This is a genomic window from Bacteroides finegoldii DSM 17565 (assembly GCF_000156195.1).
GTDB classification, from domain to species: domain Bacteria; phylum Bacteroidota; class Bacteroidia; order Bacteroidales; family Bacteroidaceae; genus Bacteroides; species Bacteroides finegoldii.
Genome location: NZ_GG688317.1, coordinates 205783 through 224015, shown reverse-complemented (window position 1 = coordinate 224015; position 18233 = coordinate 205783). Strand labels below are relative to the sequence as shown.

The 18233-nt window shown below is 39.6% G+C and carries 28 protein-coding genes and 1 pseudogene; 1 reads left to right on the top strand and 28 read right to left on the bottom strand.

The features are described from left to right. Nucleotides 1–2: 2 nt before the first annotated feature. From rplO to pckA, 26 genes and pseudogenes are all read right to left on the bottom strand, one after another. Nucleotides 3–449, bottom strand: a complete 447-nt coding sequence (gene rplO, locus BACFIN_RS18365; protein ID WP_007747956.1) for a 50S ribosomal protein L15 — start codon at nucleotides 447–449, stop codon at nucleotides 3–5. 32 nt (nucleotides 450–481) lie between these two features. Beyond that, entirely contained in the window at nucleotides 482–658 is a 177-nt protein-coding gene (rpmD, locus tag BACFIN_RS18370; protein ID WP_004296332.1) for a 50S ribosomal protein L30, read from the bottom strand. 9 nt (nucleotides 659–667) lie between these two features. Beyond that, nucleotides 668–1186 (bottom strand): 30S ribosomal protein S5, encoded by a 519-nt coding sequence (gene rpsE / locus BACFIN_RS18375; RefSeq protein ID WP_007747952.1) that lies wholly within the window; start codon nucleotides 1184–1186, stop codon nucleotides 668–670. Nucleotides 1187–1191: 5 nt separating this feature from the next. Then, nucleotides 1192–1536 carry a 50S ribosomal protein L18 gene (rplR, locus tag BACFIN_RS18380; protein ID WP_007747951.1) on the bottom strand — a complete coding sequence of 115 codons (345 nt, stop codon included), beginning with the start codon at nucleotides 1534–1536 and terminating at the stop codon, nucleotides 1192–1194. Nucleotides 1537–1557: 21 nt separating this feature from the next. Then, nucleotides 1558–2127 carry a 50S ribosomal protein L6 gene (gene rplF / locus BACFIN_RS18385; RefSeq protein WP_004296335.1) on the bottom strand — a complete coding sequence of 190 codons (570 nt, stop codon included), beginning with the start codon at nucleotides 2125–2127 and terminating at the stop codon, nucleotides 1558–1560. A gap of 15 nt (nucleotides 2128–2142) precedes the next feature. Beyond that, nucleotides 2143–2538, bottom strand: a complete 396-nt coding sequence (gene rpsH / locus BACFIN_RS18390; protein ID WP_004296336.1) for a 30S ribosomal protein S8 — start codon at nucleotides 2536–2538, stop codon at nucleotides 2143–2145. A 53-nt stretch (nucleotides 2539–2591) separates the two neighbouring features. Next, the gene (gene rpsN, locus BACFIN_RS18395) at nucleotides 2592–2891 is read right to left on the bottom strand and encodes a 30S ribosomal protein S14 (RefSeq protein ID WP_004310885.1); all 300 of its coding nucleotides are present in this window, start codon (nucleotides 2889–2891) and stop codon (nucleotides 2592–2594) included. Between the two features lie 5 nt (nucleotides 2892–2896). Beyond that, complete coding sequence (rplE, locus tag BACFIN_RS18400) at nucleotides 2897–3454, bottom strand: 50S ribosomal protein L5 (RefSeq protein ID WP_004310886.1); 558 nt, start codon at nucleotides 3452–3454, stop codon at nucleotides 2897–2899. Beyond that, entirely contained in the window at nucleotides 3454–3783 is a 330-nt protein-coding gene (rplX, locus tag BACFIN_RS18405; RefSeq protein ID WP_007747948.1) for a 50S ribosomal protein L24, read from the bottom strand. Before rplX ends, rplE begins: the two co-directional genes overlap by 1 nt. A 20-nt stretch (nucleotides 3784–3803) precedes the next feature. Beyond that, nucleotides 3804–4169: a 50S ribosomal protein L14 gene (gene rplN / locus BACFIN_RS18410; protein ID WP_004296340.1), complete on the bottom strand. Its 366-nt coding sequence runs from the start codon at nucleotides 4167–4169 to the stop codon at nucleotides 3804–3806. Nucleotides 4170–4171: 2 nt separating this feature from the next. Then, nucleotides 4172–4441 (bottom strand): 30S ribosomal protein S17, encoded by a 270-nt coding sequence (gene rpsQ / locus BACFIN_RS18415; RefSeq protein WP_004296341.1) that lies wholly within the window; start codon nucleotides 4439–4441, stop codon nucleotides 4172–4174. Next, nucleotides 4438–4635, bottom strand: coding sequence for a 50S ribosomal protein L29 (rpmC, locus tag BACFIN_RS18420; protein ID WP_007747942.1), 198 nt, complete (start codon nucleotides 4633–4635; stop codon nucleotides 4438–4440). The genes rpsQ and rpmC overlap by 4 nt, the downstream gene beginning before the upstream one ends. A gap of 5 nt (nucleotides 4636–4640) precedes the next feature. Continuing rightward, nucleotides 4641–5075, bottom strand: a complete 435-nt coding sequence (gene rplP / locus BACFIN_RS18425) for a 50S ribosomal protein L16 (protein WP_004291234.1) — start codon at nucleotides 5073–5075, stop codon at nucleotides 4641–4643. A 23-nt stretch (nucleotides 5076–5098) separates the two neighbouring features. Beyond that, nucleotides 5099–5830 carry a 30S ribosomal protein S3 gene (gene rpsC, locus BACFIN_RS18430; protein ID WP_005675430.1) on the bottom strand — a complete coding sequence of 244 codons (732 nt, stop codon included), beginning with the start codon at nucleotides 5828–5830 and terminating at the stop codon, nucleotides 5099–5101. 5 nt (nucleotides 5831–5835) lie between these two features. Then, on the bottom strand, nucleotides 5836–6246 hold the full coding sequence (gene rplV, locus BACFIN_RS18435) for a 50S ribosomal protein L22 (RefSeq protein WP_005675428.1): 411 nt from the start codon (nucleotides 6244–6246) through the stop codon (nucleotides 5836–5838). A gap of 34 nt (nucleotides 6247–6280) precedes the next feature. Then, a complete protein-coding gene (gene rpsS, locus BACFIN_RS18440; protein ID WP_007747939.1) occupies nucleotides 6281–6550 on the bottom strand; it encodes a 30S ribosomal protein S19 in 270 nt (89 codons plus the stop codon). Between the two features lie 20 nt (nucleotides 6551–6570). Then, nucleotides 6571–7395, bottom strand: a complete 825-nt coding sequence (gene rplB / locus BACFIN_RS18445; RefSeq protein ID WP_007747936.1) for a 50S ribosomal protein L2 — start codon at nucleotides 7393–7395, stop codon at nucleotides 6571–6573. A gap of 5 nt (nucleotides 7396–7400) precedes the next feature. Beyond that, entirely contained in the window at nucleotides 7401–7691 is a 291-nt protein-coding gene (rplW, locus tag BACFIN_RS18450; RefSeq protein ID WP_007747932.1) for a 50S ribosomal protein L23, read from the bottom strand. Nucleotides 7692–7707: 16 nt separating this feature from the next. Further along, on the bottom strand, nucleotides 7708–8334 hold the full coding sequence (gene rplD, locus BACFIN_RS18455) for a 50S ribosomal protein L4 (RefSeq protein WP_007747930.1): 627 nt from the start codon (nucleotides 8332–8334) through the stop codon (nucleotides 7708–7710). Next, complete coding sequence (gene rplC / locus BACFIN_RS18460; RefSeq protein ID WP_007747928.1) at nucleotides 8334–8951, bottom strand: 50S ribosomal protein L3; 618 nt, start codon at nucleotides 8949–8951, stop codon at nucleotides 8334–8336. Before rplC ends, rplD begins: the two co-directional genes overlap by 1 nt. Before the next feature lie 18 nt (nucleotides 8952–8969). Further along, nucleotides 8970–9276 (bottom strand): annotated as a pseudogene (gene rpsJ, locus BACFIN_RS20390) (30S ribosomal protein S10). An 81-nt stretch (nucleotides 9277–9357) separates the two neighbouring features. After that, nucleotides 9358–11475, bottom strand: a complete 2118-nt coding sequence (gene fusA / locus BACFIN_RS18465; RefSeq protein ID WP_007747921.1) for an elongation factor G — start codon at nucleotides 11473–11475, stop codon at nucleotides 9358–9360. Between the two features lie 45 nt (nucleotides 11476–11520). Further along, nucleotides 11521–11997 (bottom strand): 30S ribosomal protein S7, encoded by a 477-nt coding sequence (gene rpsG, locus BACFIN_RS18470; protein WP_005675420.1) that lies wholly within the window; start codon nucleotides 11995–11997, stop codon nucleotides 11521–11523. A 144-nt stretch (nucleotides 11998–12141) separates the two neighbouring features. After that, complete coding sequence (gene rpsL / locus BACFIN_RS18475) at nucleotides 12142–12543, bottom strand: 30S ribosomal protein S12 (RefSeq protein WP_005675419.1); 402 nt, start codon at nucleotides 12541–12543, stop codon at nucleotides 12142–12144. A gap of 136 nt (nucleotides 12544–12679) precedes the next feature. Continuing rightward, complete coding sequence (locus BACFIN_RS18480) at nucleotides 12680–12988, bottom strand: DUF3467 domain-containing protein (RefSeq protein WP_007747918.1); 309 nt, start codon at nucleotides 12986–12988, stop codon at nucleotides 12680–12682. A gap of 122 nt (nucleotides 12989–13110) precedes the next feature. After that, complete coding sequence (pckA, locus tag BACFIN_RS18485; RefSeq protein ID WP_007747916.1) at nucleotides 13111–14718, bottom strand: phosphoenolpyruvate carboxykinase (ATP); 1608 nt, start codon at nucleotides 14716–14718, stop codon at nucleotides 13111–13113. A gap of 270 nt (nucleotides 14719–14988) precedes the next feature. Here pckA and upp point away from each other — a divergent pair, with 270 nt between their 5' ends. Further along, the gene (upp, locus tag BACFIN_RS18490; RefSeq protein ID WP_007747913.1) at nucleotides 14989–15642 is read left to right on the top strand and encodes a uracil phosphoribosyltransferase; all 654 of its coding nucleotides are present in this window, start codon (nucleotides 14989–14991) and stop codon (nucleotides 15640–15642) included. 4 nt (nucleotides 15643–15646) lie between these two features. On the opposite strand, the gene BACFIN_RS18495 is transcribed toward upp, so the two are convergent. Continuing rightward, nucleotides 15647–16522: an AraC family transcriptional regulator gene (locus BACFIN_RS18495; RefSeq protein ID WP_007747898.1), complete on the bottom strand. Its 876-nt coding sequence runs from the start codon at nucleotides 16520–16522 to the stop codon at nucleotides 15647–15649. A 38-nt stretch (nucleotides 16523–16560) separates the two neighbouring features. After that, complete coding sequence (locus tag BACFIN_RS18500; RefSeq protein WP_032839023.1) at nucleotides 16561–18198, bottom strand: efflux MFS transporter permease; 1638 nt, start codon at nucleotides 18196–18198, stop codon at nucleotides 16561–16563. Between the last annotated feature and the right edge of the window lie 35 nt (nucleotides 18199–18233).

Genomic DNA, 18233 nt, shown 5'->3' with positions numbered 1-18233 from the left:
AATCAGAGTTTTACTACAGTTCCACCAGCAGCCTCGATAGCAGCAGTTGCAGTCTTAGAGAATGCATGAGCTTCTACTTCCAGCTTGTTAGTCAGAGTTCCGTTACCCAATACTTTTACTAACTGATTTGAAGAAATAAATCCTGCTTCGATAAAGTCGTTTATACCAACCTTTACCAAACTCTTAACTTCAGCGAGTTTTTGGATAGTATCCAAGTTGATAGCTTTATATTCTACACGATTGATATTCTTGAAACCAAATTTAGGAACTCGACGTTGAAGAGGCATCTGACCACCTTCAAAACCGATTTTCTTAGAGTATCCAGATCTTGATTTAGCTCCTTTATGACCTCTTGTAGAAGTACCGCCTAATCCAGAACCAGCACCACGTCCAATTCTTTTTCTTGTCTTAGTAGATCCCTCTGCAGGTTTTAAATTACTTAAGTTCATATTGTAATTTCGTTTTATTATTCAACAAATAATTACTTAACAATGGCAACCAAGTGTTTTACTTTATCTACCATCCCAAGAATTGAAGGAGTGCTTTCGTGTTCAACCACGCGGTTCAGTTTACGAAGTCCCAGTGCATCAAGAGTTCTCTTCTGATCAGCCGGAGCACCAATTCTACTTTTAACTTGTTTAATCTTTATAGTTGACATATCTCCTCCTTATCCTCTAAATACTTTTTCAACACTAATACCTCTGTTCTGAGCAACCATTCTTGCATCACGCATCTCACTCAAAGCTTCAATTGTAGCTTTAACAAGGTTGTGCGGATTTGAAGAACCCTTAGATTTAGCCAAAACATCAGTAACACCAACACTTTCCAATACGGCACGCATAGCACCACCAGCTACAACACCTGTTCCGTGCGACGCAGGCTTGATGAATACTTCAGCACCACCAAATCTAGCTGATTGTTCGTGAGGAACAGTACCCTTTAAAATAGGTACTCTTACCAGATTCTTTTTAGCTGACTCAACACCTTTAGCGATAGCAGCTGTTACTTCACCTGCTTTACCAAGTCCCCAACCAATGATACCTTCTTCGTTACCTACAACAACGATTGCAGAGAAACTAAAAGTTCTACCACCTTTGGTAACTTTAGTAACACGATTGATAGCAACCAATCTATCTTTCAGTTCTATATCGTTAGTAATCTTAACTCTATTATTAACTCCTGCCATAATGATTAAAATTTAAGTCCACCGTTACGAGCAGCATCAGCTACTTCTTTTACTCTCCCATGATACAAGTAACCATTACGGTCAAAAACTACAGTAGTTATACCTGCTTCCTGAGCTTTTTTAGCAATCATTTCACCCACTTTAGCAGCTTGTTCTTTTTTAGCGACTTTCTCAGTCAAACCTAAAGAAGAAGCGGCAGCCAAAGTTTTGCCAGAAAGATCATCGATAATCTGGACATAAATTTGCTTGTTACTTCTAAATACACTCATACGCGGACATTCAGTAGTACCTGAAATTTTGTTGCGTACTCTATATTTGATCTTAATTCGTCTTTCTATTTTTGTTGTCATAATAATCTAATTTTATATGATTTACTTAGCACCGGCTGATTTACCAGACTTTCTACGAATTACTTCGCCAACAAACTTAATACCTTTACCCTTGTATGGTTCAGGCTTACGGAAAGAACGTATTTTAGAGCAAACTTGACCAAGCAACTGTTTGTCACACGATTCCAATATGATAAGAGGATTCTTATTTCTTTCAGACTTAGTTTCAACTTTTACCTCAGCAGGCAATTGAATGAAAATATTGTGTGTATAACCTAAAGCCAGTTCAATGATGTTACCTTGGTTAGAAGCACGATAACCTACACCAACAAGTTCCAACTCTTTCTTATATCCTTCAGATACGCCCACAACCATGTTATGAACCAATGAACGATACAAGCCGTGGAAAGCATGTTTCTGCTTCGGATTATCAAGCATTTCCTTATCGTTTTCTGTTAAAGTTACGTGTCCGTCTTCAATCGCAACATTGATAGCAGGATTCACATATTGGCTCATTTCGCCTTTGGGTCCCTTTACGGTAACCACATTATCCTTCAGAGTGACTGTCACTCCAGCAGGGATACTAATGGGTAATTTTCCTATTCTTGACATTCTAATTCCTCCTAATTAATATACATAACACAAGACTTCACCACCGATCTTCAGTTCTGCAGCCTCTTTGTTAGTCATTACACCTTTGGAAGTAGATATTATAGCAATACCCAACCCATTAATAACACGCGGCATATCTTTGTAACCGGTATACTTACGCATACCCGGAGAAGATATTCTTTCTAACTTCTTGATTGCGTTAACTTTGTTAACAGAATCATACTTCAAGGCAACTTTAATAGTTCCTTGAGGACCATCTTCTACAAACTTATAATTAAGAATGTAGCCTTTCTCAAAAAGAATCTTAGTGATTTCTTTTTTCAAATTCGAAGCGGGAACTTCAACAACTCTGTGCTTTGCACCAATCGCGTTCCGCAACCTCGTCAAATAATCTGCTATTGGATCAGTCATATAAAAAATAAATTAAATTAATCAGGACTACCCTGACAATATTTAAACAATAATTACCAGCTTGCTTTTTTTACGCCTGGTATCAGTCCGTTAGACGCCATCTCACGGAATTGAATTCTCGAAATTCCGAATTGACGAATATAACCTTTAGGACGTCCAGTCAGTTTACAACGATTGTGCATACGAATCGGGTTAGAATTCTTTGGCAACTCTTGCAATTTCTGTGCAGCTTCAAAAGCATCAGCAGGATCACCTGTTCTTACGATTTGCTTCAAAGCAGCTCTTTTTTCGGCGTATTTGGCTACTAATTTAGCACGTTTAACTTCACGTGCTTTCATTGATTCCTTTGCCATATCTATTAGTCTTTTTTAGCGTTTTTAAAAGGTAAACCGAATTCCTTCAGCAATGCATAACCTTCTTCATCTGTTTCCGCAGAGGTTACAAAGGTAATATTCATTCCGAGAATTCTTGTAATACTATCGATATTTATTTCAGGGAAAATGATTTGTTCCTGAATACCAAGGGTATAGTTACCTTTACCATCAAACTTACTTTCGATACCTTTGAAGTCACGAATACGAGGAAGAGCTACACGAACCAATTTTTCAAGGAATTCGTACATTCTTTCACGACGTAAAGTCACCATAACGCCAATCGGCATTTTTTTACGCAACTTAAAGTTCGCGATATCTTTACGAGAAATGGTAGCTACAGCCTTTTGACCTGTGATAGCTGTCATTTCATTGATTGCAACTTCAATAATCTTCTTGTCAGCAACAGCCATACCTAAACCCTGATTGATAACAATCTTCTTAAGTACGGGTATCTGCATTGTAGAAGAATACTGGAACTGTGATTTCAATGCAGGTGCTATACGCTCTGCATATTCTTTCTTAAGACTAGCAGTATTACTCATTACTTAATCTCCTCTCCTGATTTTTTAGAATAACGCACTACAGTTCTTTTACCTTCCAAAGAACTTACTTTTCTCCCAATACGCGTTGCTTTACCAGTTTTTGGATCAACCGGGTTCAAGTTTGAAATGTGGATAGAAGCTTCCTGCTTCACAATACCACCCTGCGGATTCTTAGCATTCGGCTTTGTGCTTTTAGATACCATATTGATACCTTCTACAAATGCACGTCCTTCTTTAACAAGAACCTTCAATACACGACCAGTTTTGCCCTTATCTTCACCAGCATTTACGTAAACTGTATCGCCTTTTTTAATATGTAATTTACTCATTACTTAAATCTTTTACAAAATTAAAGTACCTCAGGCGCAAGTGACACAACTTTCATGTTTGTAGCACGAAGTTCTCTTGCTACAGGACCGAAAATACGACTTCCTCTAATTTCACCTGCATTATTCAACAACACGCAAGCATTATCATCAAAACGTATATAAGAACCATCAGGACGACGGATTTCTTTCTTTGTACGTACAATCAAAGCCTTTGATACTGCACCTTTTTTAACATCACTAGAAGGGATAACGCTTTTCACTGAAACAACAATGACATCCCCCACTGAAGCATAACGACGACCTGTACCACCTAAAACGCGGATACACAAAGCCTCTTTCGCTCCACTGTTATCACATACTGTAAGTCTGGATTCTACTTGTATCATAATTACTTAGCTCTTTCAATTATTTCTACTAATCTCCATCTTTTAGTCTTGCTCAAAGGACGAGTTTCCATGATGCTTACAGTATCACCGATATTGCATTCATTCTTTTCATCGTGAGCATGGTACTTCTTCGTTTTACTAACGAACTTACCATATATAGGGTGTTTTTCCTTAAACTTGGCAGCAACTGTGATAGTCTTATCCATCTTATTGCTCAACACAACCCCTGTTCTTTCTTTTCTTAAATTTCTTGCTTCCATCAAGCTGATCATTTATTGTTAAGTTCTCTTTGGCGTAACTCAGTTTTCATACGCGCAATAGTCCTGCGTAATTGTTTGATTTGAGCAGGATTTTCCAAAGGAGAAATAGAATGATTGATAACCATTTGGTCATAATTAGCTGTTTCTGCCTCTACTCTTTCTACTAAATCATTAGTAGTCATTTCTTTAATTTCTGCAATTTTCATAACACTTACGCATTTTGATTTTGAATATCATAATCACGTCTTACGACAAACTTCGTTGTAATAGGAAGCTTTTGAGCAGCTAAGCGCAATGCTTCTTTCGCGATTTCGTAAGATACTCCTTCAGCTTCAATAATGATTCTACCTGGAGTTACGGGAGCCACAAATCCCTCTGGAGCACCCTTACCTTTACCCATACGTACATCGGCAGGCTTTCTAGTGATCGGCTTATCCGGGAATATACGGATCCAGATCTGTCCTTGACGTTGCATATATCTTGTTACTGCAATACGAGCAGCTTCGATCTGACGGCCTGTAATCCACTTAGTCTCCAAAGCCTTTATGCCAAAAGAACCGAAAGCCAACTGGTTACCTCTCTGGGCATTACCTTTCTGACGGCCTTTCTGTTGTCTTCTGAATTTTGTCTTTTTCGGTTGTAACATAGTTTCCTAAAATTCAAATTCGTTTAGCGATTATTTTTCTTTCTTTTGAAGTTCTTTCCGCCGTTGTTTCCACCATTGTTTCCACGACCACTTTCTTTGCTTTGTGTAAAGTTCGGAGCCAATTCTCTCTTACCAAACACTTCACCTCTACAAATCCAAACCTTGATACCCAGCAAACCTACTTTAGTCAATGCTTCTGCATGACAGTAGTCGATATCAGCTCTGAAAGTGTGCAACGGAGTTCTTCCTTCTTTATACATTTCAGAACGGGCCATTTCAGCTCCATTCAAACGTCCTGAAATCTGAATTTTGATACCTTCAGCACCCATACGCATAGTGTTTGCGATAGCCATCTTGATGGCGCGGCGATAGGCAATTTTACCTTCTACCTGGCGAGCAATGTTATTAGCAACAATCACAGCATCCAGTTCCGGTCTTTTCACTTCAAAGATATTGATTTGAATATCTTTGTCGGTAACCTTCTTCAACTCTTCCTTCAACTTATCAACTTCCTGGCCACCTTTACCAATGATAATGCCTGGGCGAGCAGTACAAACAGTAATAGTAACGAGCTTCAGCGTACGTTCAATTACGATTCTTGATACACTTGCCTTTGCAAGTCTTGCATTAAGATATTTACGGATTTTGCTATCTTCCAGCAAAGAATCACCGTAATCATTTCCACCATACCAGTTAGAATCCCATCCTCTGATAATTCCTAAACGGTTGCTTATTGGATTAACTTTTTGTCCCATCTACCTTAATTTTGATCTTCGTTATTACTTTTAGCACCAACGAACAATGTTACGTGATTTGAACGTTTGCGAATTCTATAACCTCTACCCTGTGGTGCCGGTCTCATTCTTTTGAGTGTAGCTCCACCATCAACAAAAATCTTTGTTACGAACAATTCTCCGCTTTCAGCTTTACGTTCGTTTTTCTGTTCCCAGTTAGCAATTGCAGAGCGAAGCAATTTTTCCACTCTTGCAGCAGCTTCTTTTGAAGAAAATTTCAAAACACCAAGTGCTCTGTTCACTTCCATACCACGAATCATGTCTGCAACCAGACGCATCTTACGCGGAGAAGTAGGAACATTTTGCAATTTTGCAAAATACATGGTCTTAAGGGCTTCTTTTCTTTTTTCAGCCGATATTTTTTTTCTTGCTCCCATTATTATTATACTTTATTATTTCAAATAAATCCTGTTATTTTTTCTTATTACCAGCGTGTCCTCTGAATGTACGAGTTGGAGCAAATTCGCCCAACTTGTGTCCTACCATATTCTCGGTAACATAAACAGGAATAAATTTATTTCCATTGTGAACTGCAACTGTATGGCCTACAAAATCAGGCGAAATCATTGAAGCTCTGGCCCATGTCTTTACTACGACTTTCTTACCTGATTCATTCATGGCAAGAATTCTCTTTTCAAGCTTAACGTTAATATATGGACCTTTTTTTAATGAACGACTCATAGTTTACTCAATTAATCAGATTACTTTTTTCTTCTCTCAATAATGTACTTAGATGATTGTTTCTTAGGAGCTCTAGTCTTAAGTCCCTTAGCATACAATCCCTTACGTGATCTTGGGTGACCTCCGGAAGCACGTCCTTCACCACCACCCATCGGGTGATCAACCGGGTTCATTACAACGCCACGGTTACGAGGACGACGTCCTTGCCAACGAGAACGTCCAGCTTTACCTGAACTTTCCAATCCATGATCAGAGTTACCTACACTACCGATAGTAGCTTTACAAGTGCTAAGAATCTGTCTTACTTCACCTGAAGGCAACTTAATTACACAGTACTTACCCTCACGAGAAGTCAACTGAGCAAAGTTACCAGCTGAGCGAACCAGAGCAGCACCCTGTCCCGGACGTAATTCGATATTGTGAATCACAGTACCCACCGGAATGTTTTGAAGAGGAAGAGCATTACCAATCTCTGGCGCTGCTGTTTCACCTGACATCAGAGTCGCACCAACTTGCAATCCATTGGGAGCAATAATATATCTTTTTTCTCCATCAGCATAAAATAACAGAGCGATACGAGCCGAACGGTTCGGATCGTATTCAATTGTTTTAACCACTGCTGGAACACCGTCCTTATTTCTCTTGAAATCAACAATTCTAATCACCTTTCTATGACCGCCACCAATGTAGCGCATAGTCATCTTACCTTCGTTGTTACGACCGCCAGATGATTTCTTACCATATACAAGAGACTTTTCTGGTACTGATGCAGTAATTTCCTCGAAAGTACCAATAATTTTATGTCTTTGCCCCGGTGTTGTGGGCTTAAATTTACGTACTGCCATTTTTATTAAATATTGCTATAAAAATCAATAGTATCTCCTTCTTTCAATGTTACGATTGCTTTTTTGAAAGCATTCGTACGACCATTGATGATACCTGCTTTGGTATAACGGCTCTTATTTTTGCCAGCATACTTCACAGTATTCACATCAACCACTGTAACATTATAAAGAGCTTCAACTTCCTTCTTAATTTCCAGTTTGTTAGCATCAGGACGCACAACAAAGCCGAAACGATTCAGCTTATCTGTAATTGCAGTCATTTTCTCTGTTACCAACGGTTTAATAATAATTCCCATTATTTAAGCCTCCTATTTAAATTAAGATATTGTCAATAGCTTTCAGAGAGTTTTCTGTAAGCATAACAACCCCAGCATTCAATACTCTGTAAGTATTTAATCCTGAGATAGTCTGAACATTAGCACCCTCGATGTTACGAGCTGACAAATATACGTTTTTATTTGCTTCCGGTAAAATCACAAGTAGCTTTTTATCGGAAACTTTAAGATTTTTTGTCATTGCAACGAAATCTTTCGTCTTTGGAGCTTCAAAATTGAAATCTTCAACGACAACGATCGCATTGTTTTGAGCTTTATAAGACAAAGCGGACTTACGAGCCAATGTCTTAACTTTTTTATTTAACTTGAAGAAGTAGTCTCTTGGTTTCGGGCCGAATACGCGAGCACCACCAACAAGAACCGGTGAATTCATATCACCACGACGTGCTCCACCGCCACCTTTCTGACGACCGATCTTACGAGTAGAACCACTGATTTCACTTCTTTCTTTTGACTTATGAGTACCCTGACGCTGATTAGCCATAAACTGCTTTACGTCCAAATAAATAGCGTGGTCGTTGGGCTCAATTCCGAAGATAGATTCGTTTAACGTAACCTTTCTCCCAGTGTCTTCACCTTTAATGTTATATACGTTAACTTCCATTATTTCTCAATTAATACGATTGAACCTTTGCAACCCGGGATAGAACCTTTAACCAAAAGAAGGTTATGATCCGCGATTACTTTTAATACCTGCAAGTTTTGTACAGTGACTCTGTCACCACCAAGCTGTCCACCCATACGCATTCCTTTGAATACCTTTGCAGGGTAAGAACAAGCACCGATAGAACCCGGCTTACGAGCACGGTTGTGCTGTCCGTGAGTAGTCTGACCTACACCACCAAAACCATGTCTTTTTACTACACCCTGGAAACCTTTACCTTTAGAAGTACCAACAACGTCAACAAAGTTAGCGTCATTAAACATTTCTACAGTGACTGTATCACCCAGATTCAATTCTGTTTCAAATTCTTTGAACTCAGCCAAGTGTCTCTTAGGTGTTACTCCAGCTTTTTTAAAGTGACCCATCAACGGTTTAGTTGTGTGCTTTTCCTTTTTGTCTTGGAAACCCAACTGAACAGCTTCATAGCCATCCTTTTCTACAGTTTTAACTTGAGTAACAACACAAGGACCTGCTTCGATAACAGTGCATGGTACATTTTTACCATCGGCACTGAAAACGGATGTCATTCCGATTTTTTTTCCTAATAATCCTGGCATTTCACTAATTTTTAATTATCAAACTTTAATTTCTACTTCCACACCACTCGGCAACTCCAACTTCATCAGAGCATCTACCGTCTTAGCTGTTGAGCTATAGATGTCGATCAATCTCTTGTAAGAAGAGAGTTCAAACTGTTCACGAGTACTTTTTGTTTACGAAAGTCGAGCGGTTCACTGTAAAGATACGCTTGTGCGTAGGAAGAGGAATTGGACCACTAACAATAGCACCCGTAGCCTTTACGGTTCTTACAATCTTCTCAGCTGATTTGTCAACCAAGTTGTGGTCGTAAGATTTCAATTTAATTCTAATTTTCTGACTCATTACAATTTTAAATTTAGATAGTTATAAATAAAATAAAGCCGCAGGCTAAGAGTCATTCGCTAGCCTGCTGCCTTAGATATTTTAGAGTAAATCAGCACGTCCCTTCACTTCTTCCAATACAGCCTTAGCAATAGAAGTAGAAACCTGAGCGTGATGAGAGTAAACCATAGATGAAGTTGCACGACCTGAAGTGATTGTACGCAACGCTGTTACATAACCAAACATTTCAGCTAACGGAACCATTGCTTTCACGATACGAGCACCTGAACGGCTGGACTCCATACCTTCAACCTGGCCACGGCGTTTGTTCAAGTCACCAATGACATCACCCATATTTTCTTCCGGAGTTACAACCTCCAACTTCATGATAGGCTCCATCAGCACCGGACCTGCCTTAGCACATGCATTCTTATATGCTTGGATAGCACAAATTTCGAAAGACAACTGGTCAGAGTCAACCGGATGGAATGAACCATCAACCAAAGTTACTTTCAGTGAATCCAACGGATAACCCGCCAATACACCATTTTTCATCGCAGTTGTAAAACCTTTCTGAACCGACGGAATAAATTCCTTAGGAATATTACCACCCTTTACTTCATCAACAAATTGCAATCCACCTTCCTTGAAGTCTTCATCAACCGGACCAATCTTAACAATGATATCAGCAAACTTACCACGACCACCGGATTGTTTCTTATAAACTTCGCGAAGATCAACTGTTTTTGTAATTGCTTCTTTGTAGTTAACCTGCGGTTTACCTTGATTACATTCTACTTTGAACTCACGTTTCAAACGGTCGATAATGATATCCAAGTGAAGCTCACCCATACCAGAGATAACAGTCTGACCTGTCTGCTCATCAGTTTTTACCGTAAACGTCGGATCTTCCTCAGCAAGCTTAGACAAACCATTAGACAATTTATCCATATCTTTCTGAGTTTTAGGCTCAACCGCAATACCGATAACCGGTTCCGGGAAGTCCATAGACTCAAGTACAATCGGAGCACTTTCGTCACACAATGTATCACCTGTATGGATATCTTTAAAACCTACACCTGCACCGATATCACCAGCACCGATTACTTCAACCGGATTCTGTTTGTTTGAGTGCATCTGGAACAGACGAGAAACACGTTCTTTCTTTCCAGAGCGAGAGTTGTAAATATAAGAACCAGCTTCGATCTTACCTGAATATACACGGAAGAAAGTCAAACGACCAACATACGGGTCAGTAGCAATCTTAAACGCCAAAGCTGATGTCTTTTCATCATCACTCGGTTTACGATCTTCTTCTGCACCAGTATTCGGATTTGTACCTATCACATTTTCAGTATCCAATGGAGAAGGCAAGAAAGCACAAACGTAGTCAAGCAAAGTCTGTACACCTTTATTCTTGAATGAAGAACCGCAAAGCATTGGAACAACAGCCATTTGAACTGTTGCATTACGAAGAGCTCTCAAGACTTCTTCTTCTGTAATAGTAGAAGGATCATCGAAATATTTCTCCATCAAAGCATCATCAAATTCAGCTACTTTTTCGAGCATTTTATCTCTCCATTCGTTTGCTTCATCAACAAGGTCTGCTGGAATTTCTTCTACAGTATAGTCAGCACCCATTGTTTCATCATGCCAATAGATAGCTTTCATTTTGATAAGGTCAACAAGACCTTTGAAAGATTCTTCAGCACCGATAGGAACAACAATAGGACAAGGATTAGCTCCAAGCACATCCTTCATCTGACGAACTACTTCAAAGAAGTCTGCACCAGAGCGGTCCATCTTGTTTACGTAGGCAATACGAGGTACATTGTACTTGTCAGCCTGACGCCATACAGTTTCTGACTGAGGTTCTACACCACCTACTGCACAGTAAGCAGCAACAGCACCATCCAAGATACGCAATGAGCGTTCTACCTCAGCAGTAAAGTCAACGTGTCCCGGAGTGTCAATCAAGTTAATTTTATAAGTATCACCTGCATATTGCCAACGCGTAGTCGTTGCTGCAGATGTAATAGTAATACCACGTTCTTGCTCCTGCTCCATCCAGTCCATAGTAGCAGCACCATCATGTACCTCACCAATTTTGTGAGTCAATCCGGTATAGAACAGGATACGTTCAGAAGTTGTTGTTTTTCCGGCATCGATGTGAGCCATGATACCGATATTACGAGTCAAATGTAAATCTTGCTTAGCCATCTTAATTCCTTTTACTTTAAGTTTTAATGATTGTATCTTATAGTATTAGAATCTAAAATGAGCAAATGCACGGTTAGCTTCAGCCATTCTGTGCATATCTTCTTTACGCTTGTATGCACCACCTTGTTCATTGAAGGCATCCATGATTTCAGCAGCCAGCTTATCAGCCATTGATTTACCACCTCTTTTACGAGCAAACAGAATCAGATTCTTCATTGAGATTGATTCTTTACGATCCGGACGGATTTCAGTAGGAACTTGGAAAGTAGCACCACCTACACGGCGAGACTTAACTTCCACTTGCGGAGTCACATTATCCAAAGCCTTTTTCCAGATTTCGAGAGCAGATTTTTCTTCATTAGGAAGTTTCACTTTCACTGTTTCCAGAGCGGCATAAAAGATTTCATAAGATGTATTCTTTTTACCATCATACATCAAATGGTTTACGAACTTAGAAACCTTTTGGTCATTAAACACGGGATCCGGAAGGATAACGCGTTTTTTTGGTTTTGCTTTTCTCATTTGTTTGAAAAATAATGTTTTTTGTTCTTGGTTGTCTACTTCTTGACTTCTTCAACTCTCCCACCGGAGAATTTACTCAACCTTTAGCATCTCCAACAAACTAAAACGTAAGTTATTACTTTAATTTTAATTAGGTTTTAATCCTTATTTTTTCTTAGCCGGTGCAGCTTGTCCCGGTTTCGGACGCTTAGCGCCGTATTTAGAACGTCTTTGAGTACGACCAGCAACACCTGCTGTATCAAGAGTTCCACGTACAATGTGATAACGTACACCTGGAAGGTCTTTTACACGACCGCCACGTACCAAAACGATTGAGTGTTCCTGCAAGTTGTGTCCTTCTCCCGGAATGTATGAGTTAACCTCTTTTTGGTTAGTCAAACGTACACGAGCTACTTTACGCATTGCAGAGTTCGGCTTCTTCGGAGTAGTAGTATATACTCTCACGCAAACGCCACGTCTTTGAGGACAAGAATCCAAGGCCGGAGATTTACTTTTCTCCACCAGCACTTCGCGTCCTTTTCTTACTAATTGCTGAATTGTAGGCATTTTAATTGTTTTTTGATTTATATTATTGTTATATTAATTTCGTAACTATACATTTTGGGCTGCAAAAATACGAATAATATTTGAATATTCAATGCACTACAACCTTTTTTTATTTTTTAATATTTTTATATCAGTCTCACGCTTCGCCTTTTACGCTCGCTAAAGGAGGAATCGAAGATTCGTCAGAAATACGTATCGGACCAAATACCCGTTCATATTTAGCGATATTATCTTCTAAAGCCCGCAACAGGCGTTTTGCATGCTCAGGAGCTACAACAATACGAGATTGCACTCCAGCCTTAGGCATACCCGGCATTACACGTATAAAATCAAGAATAAATTCTGAGCTTGAATGGGTAATGATAGCAAGATTGGCATATGTACCCTGTGCCACTTCTTCCTTCAATTCAATCTGCAATTGACCGTTATTATTTTGTTCTTCCATATTTTATATGATTAATAGTTATTCTGCAAAATAACGCAATTTTCTTTAGATATTTTCATGTTGAGCAAACAAAAAAGCGGTCCGACATTCGAACCGCTTTTCTATTATATCTGATTTTCCAATTAGAGCTTCGGACCTGCAGCAACCAAAGCCTTACCAGCTTCGTTACCTGTAAACTTAGCAAAGTTCTTGATGAAACGTCCAGCCAAATCTTTTGCTTTCTCTTCCCATTTGCAAGCACATTCATAAGTATCGCGCGGATCAAGGATTTTCGGATCAACACCCGGAAGTTCTGTAGGAACAACAAAATCGAAATAAGGAATAACCTTAGTCGGAGCTTTGTCGATAGAACCGTCAAGGATAGCATCGATAATACCACGAGTATCTTTGATAGAGATACGTTTGCCGGAACCATTCCAGCCAGTGTTAACCAAGTATGCTTTAGCACCGGTCATTTCCATTTTCTTAACCAGTTCTTCTGCATATTTAGTCGGGTGCAATGACAAGAAAGCAGCACCGAAGCAGGCTGAGAAAGTCGGAGTAGGTTCAGTGATACCGCGTTCTGTACCAGCCAACTTAGCTGTAAATCCAGACAAGAAGTAGTATTGAGCCTGTTCAGGATTCAAGATAGATACCGGAGGCAATACACCGAACGCATCAGCAGACAAGAAAATAACCTGTTTAGCGTGAGGACCTTTAGATACAGGTTTAACGATGTTTTCGATGTGATAAATAGGATAAGAAACACGAGTATTTTCCGTTACACTCTTATCCGTGAAATCGATCTTACCATTAGCATCAACAGTTACGTTTTCCAGTAAAGCGTTACGCTTGATAGCATTGTAAATATCCGGTTCACTGTCTTTATCCAAGTTGATAACCTTAGCATAACAACCACCTTCGTAGTTGAATACACCTTCGTTATCCCATCCGTGTTCATCGTCACCAATCAATTTACGTTTCGGGTCAGTAGACAAAGTAGTCTTACCTGTACCTGACAGACCGAAGAAAATAGCAGAGCTAGTACCTTCCATATCTGTGTTAGCAGAACAGTGCATAGAAGCGATACCACGAAGCGGGTTCATGTAGTTCATGATAGAGAACATACCTTTCTTCATTTCACCACCGTACCAAGTGTTCAGGATAACTTGTTCTTTAGTCTTCAAGTTGAATACTGTAGCAGTTTCTGAGTTTAAGCCCAGTTCTTTGTAGTTGTCAACTTTAGCCTTAGAAGCGTTGAAACATACAAAATCAGGTTCTCCGTAGTTAGCAAGCTCTTCTGCTGTCGGGCGAATAAACATATTAGTCACGAAGTGAGCCTGCCAAGCTACTTCCATGATAAAACGTACTTTCATACGAGTAGCTTCGTTAGCGCCACAGAAAGTATCAACAACGAACAAGCGCTTGCCAGACAACTGTTTCACAGCTTTAGCCTTCAAGTCAGCCCAAGCTTCTTCAGTACAAGGTTTGTTGTCGTTTTTGTATTCGTCAGAAGTCCACCATACTGAATTTTCAGAAGCTTCATTCTTAACGAAGAATTTATCTTTAGGAGAGCGACCGGTATAGATACCTGTCATTACATTAACAGCACCTAATTCAGTTACTTGACCTTTTTCAAAGCCTTCCAGACTCGGTTTTGTTTCTTCAGCGAACAAAACATCATAAGACGGGTTGTGCAGGATTTCTGTTACACCTGTAATACCGTACTTGCTCAAATCTAAATTTGCCATTTTCTTTTGAATTAATTAAAATTGGTATTTTGTTTTATTATCTCTTTCTATGATATATAAATGCAGAGGAGATTGGATACCCTCTTGTAAATCCGGGTACAAAAGTAATACTTTCTTTGGAATGCAAGAAGGGATTAGAGAAATTTTTCCCTAATTGAATCTCTTTTATAAATTCCTAACAATATCTGCAAACTGAATATTGCAATTTGAAAGATTATCGCTTACTTTGCAAAACAAAATAATGCGGGATACATTAAATAATTATTCATCATGAAAGTAGTTGATTTTAGCAAAACAAATTCGATTCTAAACCAATACGTCTCCGAAATTAGAAATGTAGAAGTTCAGAACGACCGCCTGCGTTTCCGCCGTAACATTGAGCGTATCGGAGAAATCATGGCTTATGAAATGAGTAAGGAGTTTACCTACTCGGTAAAGAACATTCGGACACCTCTCGGAATTGCCCCAGTCAGCACTCCGGACGACCAATTGGTTATCAGTACTATTCTACGTGCCGGTCTACCTTTTCATCAAGGCTTCCTAAGCTATTTTGACGGAGCGGAGAACGCATTTGTTTCTGCTTACCGTAAATATAAGGATACACTGAAATTTGATATACACATAGAATATATTGCTTCACCACGCATTGATGACAAAACACTAATCATCACAGATCCCATGTTGGCAACGGGTAGTAGCATGGAACTCAGTTATCAGGCAATGCTGACCAAAGGTCACCCAGCCGAGATTCATGTAGCTTCCATTATCGCCAGCCAACAAGCCATCGAACATATCAAAAATATATTCCCCGAAGACAAGACTATTATCTGGTGTGCCGCTATTGATCCTGAAATCAACGAACATTCTTATATCGTTCCCGGATTGGGTGACGCAGGCGACCTTGCTTACGGAGAAAAGGAATAATCCTTTAGAGACTTTTCCGATACTGTTGTGGCGACATCCCCATTTGCTTCTTAAAGAAAGTACCAAAATAGGAGGCATTTGGGAAGCCAAAGTCATTGGATATTTCCTGAATATTTTTTTGAGTATTTTTAAGCAAGGAGATACATTTACGTATAATCGCCTTAAAAACGAGTTCCTGTACCGTATATCCACAGATACTTTTAGATATAGCAGACAAATATTTGGGTGACAGACATAATTTATCTGCATAAAATTCGACTCCCCGCTCCTGCATATAATGCTGCTCGATCAGTTGAATCAAGCGGATAAAGGTTTCACGCTTACGCCCTCCCGCATCTCGTCTTTCACCAACAAGTTTACGATTATAAATAGAGCAAATCCGGTATGTCAGTGCAAGCAGAAGCAACTTCTGTTCATAGAACTTAAATGAATTCTCTTCAGGCTGCAAAGCACTATCCAACAAAGACATATATTTCAGAATATCTTCCTCCTCACCGGTATTCCACACGCAAGAAGGGGCTTCAGATGTCAACCGAGAATACATATACATGGAAACAACCAGATTACCCATAATATCCCGAATAGGATCTATCTGATAAAACAACATCTGTATTTCCAAATCCCTAGATTCTTCGAGGATCTGAAATTCACCATCTTCAGGAATAAACAAACTTTCACCCGCCTTAGCCAAATGTTTCTTCTGATTGAGTAAAAACAGAAACTCTCCTTGTCCACAAACAATCACCCCCAACCCCTTCATACGAAAAGGTGCTTGCAGCGGGGAGGGAAAAGTCACAAATATTCCTCTTGAACTACATATATTTTTTCCGTTTAGCAAATCGCGTTCAAACTGCAGCAAACGATCTCGTCCAATTCCCATTATAACAACATATTAACAGAGTACTACTAAAAACGGCACTAAGTTAACAATTTTCGTTTAGGATAAGGAATAACAAGCACAAATATCATACAAATTAATCCACCATAGATCGTCCATCCCGCCATTTCTTTAAGAGCGGAAAGTGTAGCCTGCACCTGAATACGGCCTTTGGTAGATATGGCGGCCATATTACGGGCTTCCGTCTCACTCTTCCCCTGATATTTCATTCCTTGCACCGTACCGAGAAAAGAAGCGGAAGCATCCGGATTAAGCAGGTCCACATTCTGTGCATAACGGGTTACATAATGTTGTTGCCGTTCTTGCAATACATTTGTATAGAGTGCTCCTCCAATGCTCGGCCCCACAACCATACGCACGGTAAGCATAATGCAGATCCATGTGGAAAGATATTTAAAGGGCATACGTTGGTTAGCATAGGCAGCCGTCAGCGCATACAAAATCATCATACCCGTGGCACGGATAATAACCGCATATTTCAAACGCTCATAAACTCCTGCGGTCTGCACTTCAAAATACATGAATACGGCAGACAAAGACAGAAAAAAGAATCCCATAGCAAATAGATACTTAAAATGCAATCCTTTACTTCCCAACGCCATAGCAAGTACAGCACCAATAGCATACCCTACCATGCACCAGTTACCCAACGCCGCATTCTGTAAATTATCAATATGCATACCGACCCCCGCAAACACATTGACAAACATTGCACTGGAGTTTATCACCATCAACAACAAATAAAGTAATGCTCCCATACGTATGGTACGCAGTTTAAACGCATCCAACAATACATAAGGAGAGCGGCGCCTCGCATCCATATAAAGAAATATTCCCGCAAAAAGAATACTGACAGCCGTCGCCCACCGGATGGACTCATCATCATACCAATCGAGTACTTTCCCATAGACCAACACATAAGTGAGGCACGTCAAAGAGACGCAAAACGCTGTAACATTGCCAAATTTACGAAAATTAATAGGAAACCGTCCCGGAAACTTATAATTCGGCATAGTTATAAAAAGAAGTAAAATAGATACCAGCAGAATCCCCATCATAAAATAGTATACATATTTCCACTCATATTCAAAGGACAGCCAGGCCGTCAGCGCCGTACCTGACTGTCCCAGAATCATAAAAAACAGATAAACTGCCGGTTGACTCACACACCGGTCAATATCCAACTTATTCCATCCGGAAGCGTCTTTCGGTTCCAAACCGGGAGTAATGTTGCGGGTAGCTTCCATACCACCGGCATACCAAATGAGCGTAAACAAATTGACCATCATCAGCACCATGCGCAAAAAGCCTGTCAAAAGACTGCAAAGTGCCAACAGAAAAACACTATCAGTCTTTGCACAGATATAGCTGAATATATACATGAATGCAAACCCGACAATACACATCATCTTTTCCCGCCGCACACATACCAATTGATAAAGGAAGGGAGCAAAAGCCGCCATACCTATCGAAGTTACAAAGTTGGCAAACTGTATATGTTCGGAAATAATACCAAGCCCACTCATCATTTCGGTACTATTGACCGAATAAACCCCACCTACCGTAAGAATCGGCAGAAAGAAGAACAAAAGAATTATAATACCCAACGGCTTGGGCATCCAACTGTAAAAAGGATAGTTTTTAGGATAAGAGGGCATTGGGTTTAATAAAAAATTATAAATTAAAAATTAAA

Excerpts from the sequence above, each read along its gene's own strand:
- rplO (WP_007747956.1), bottom strand. The coding sequence starts at position 449 with ATGAACTTAAGTAATTTAAAACCTGCAGAGGGATCTACTAAGACAAGA.
- rpmD (WP_004296332.1), bottom strand. The coding sequence starts at position 658 with ATGTCAACTATAAAGATTAAACAAGTTAAAAGTAGAATTGGTGCTCCG.
- rpsE (WP_007747952.1), bottom strand. The coding sequence starts at position 1,186 with ATGGCAGGAGTTAATAATAGAGTTAAGATTACTAACGATATAGAACTG.
- rplR (WP_007747951.1), bottom strand. The coding sequence starts at position 1,536 with ATGACAACAAAAATAGAAAGACGAATTAAGATCAAATATAGAGTACGC.
- rplF (WP_004296335.1), bottom strand. The coding sequence starts at position 2,127 with ATGTCAAGAATAGGAAAATTACCCATTAGTATCCCTGCTGGAGTGACA.
- rpsH (WP_004296336.1), bottom strand. The coding sequence starts at position 2,538 with ATGACTGATCCAATAGCAGATTATTTGACGAGGTTGCGGAACGCGATT.
- rpsN (WP_004310885.1), bottom strand. The coding sequence starts at position 2,891 with ATGGCAAAGGAATCAATGAAAGCACGTGAAGTTAAACGTGCTAAATTA.
- rplE (WP_004310886.1), bottom strand. The coding sequence starts at position 3,454 with ATGAGTAATACTGCTAGTCTTAAGAAAGAATATGCAGAGCGTATAGCA.
- rplX (WP_007747948.1), bottom strand. The coding sequence starts at position 3,783 with ATGAGTAAATTACATATTAAAAAAGGCGATACAGTTTACGTAAATGCT.
- rplN (WP_004296340.1), bottom strand. The coding sequence starts at position 4,169 with ATGATACAAGTAGAATCCAGACTTACAGTATGTGATAACAGTGGAGCG.
- rpsQ (WP_004296341.1), bottom strand. The coding sequence starts at position 4,441 with ATGATCAGCTTGATGGAAGCAAGAAATTTAAGAAAAGAAAGAACAGGG.
- rpmC (WP_007747942.1), bottom strand. The coding sequence starts at position 4,635 with ATGAAAATTGCAGAAATTAAAGAAATGACTACTAATGATTTAGTAGAA.
- rplP (WP_004291234.1), bottom strand. The coding sequence starts at position 5,075 with ATGTTACAACCGAAAAAGACAAAATTCAGAAGACAACAGAAAGGCCGT.
- rpsC (WP_005675430.1), bottom strand. The coding sequence starts at position 5,830 with ATGGGACAAAAAGTTAATCCAATAAGCAACCGTTTAGGAATTATCAGA.
- rplV (WP_005675428.1), bottom strand. The coding sequence starts at position 6,246 with ATGGGAGCAAGAAAAAAAATATCGGCTGAAAAAAGAAAAGAAGCCCTT.
- rpsS (WP_007747939.1), bottom strand. The coding sequence starts at position 6,550 with ATGAGTCGTTCATTAAAAAAAGGTCCATATATTAACGTTAAGCTTGAA.
- rplB (WP_007747936.1), bottom strand. The coding sequence starts at position 7,395 with ATGGCAGTACGTAAATTTAAGCCCACAACACCGGGGCAAAGACATAAA.
- rplW (WP_007747932.1), bottom strand. The coding sequence starts at position 7,691 with ATGGGAATTATTATTAAACCGTTGGTAACAGAGAAAATGACTGCAATT.
- rplD (WP_007747930.1), bottom strand. The coding sequence starts at position 8,334 with ATGGAAGTTAACGTATATAACATTAAAGGTGAAGACACTGGGAGAAAG.
- rplC (WP_007747928.1), bottom strand. The coding sequence starts at position 8,951 with ATGCCAGGATTATTAGGAAAAAAAATCGGAATGACATCCGTTTTCAGT.
- fusA (WP_007747921.1), bottom strand. The coding sequence starts at position 11,475 with ATGGCTAAGCAAGATTTACATTTGACTCGTAATATCGGTATCATGGCT.
- rpsG (WP_005675420.1), bottom strand. The coding sequence starts at position 11,997 with ATGAGAAAAGCAAAACCAAAAAAACGCGTTATCCTTCCGGATCCCGTG.
- rpsL (WP_005675419.1), bottom strand. The coding sequence starts at position 12,543 with ATGCCTACAATTCAGCAATTAGTAAGAAAAGGACGCGAAGTGCTGGTG.
- BACFIN_RS18480 (WP_007747918.1), bottom strand. The coding sequence starts at position 12,988 with ATGGAAGAACAAAATAATAACGGTCAATTGCAGATTGAATTGAAGGAA.
- pckA (WP_007747916.1), bottom strand. The coding sequence starts at position 14,718 with ATGGCAAATTTAGATTTGAGCAAGTACGGTATTACAGGTGTAACAGAA.
- upp (WP_007747913.1), top strand. The coding sequence starts at position 14,989 with ATGAAAGTAGTTGATTTTAGCAAAACAAATTCGATTCTAAACCAATAC.
- BACFIN_RS18495 (WP_007747898.1), bottom strand. The coding sequence starts at position 16,522 with ATGGGAATTGGACGAGATCGTTTGCTGCAGTTTGAACGCGATTTGCTA.
- BACFIN_RS18500 (WP_032839023.1), bottom strand. The coding sequence starts at position 18,198 with ATGCCCTCTTATCCTAAAAACTATCCTTTTTACAGTTGGATGCCCAAG.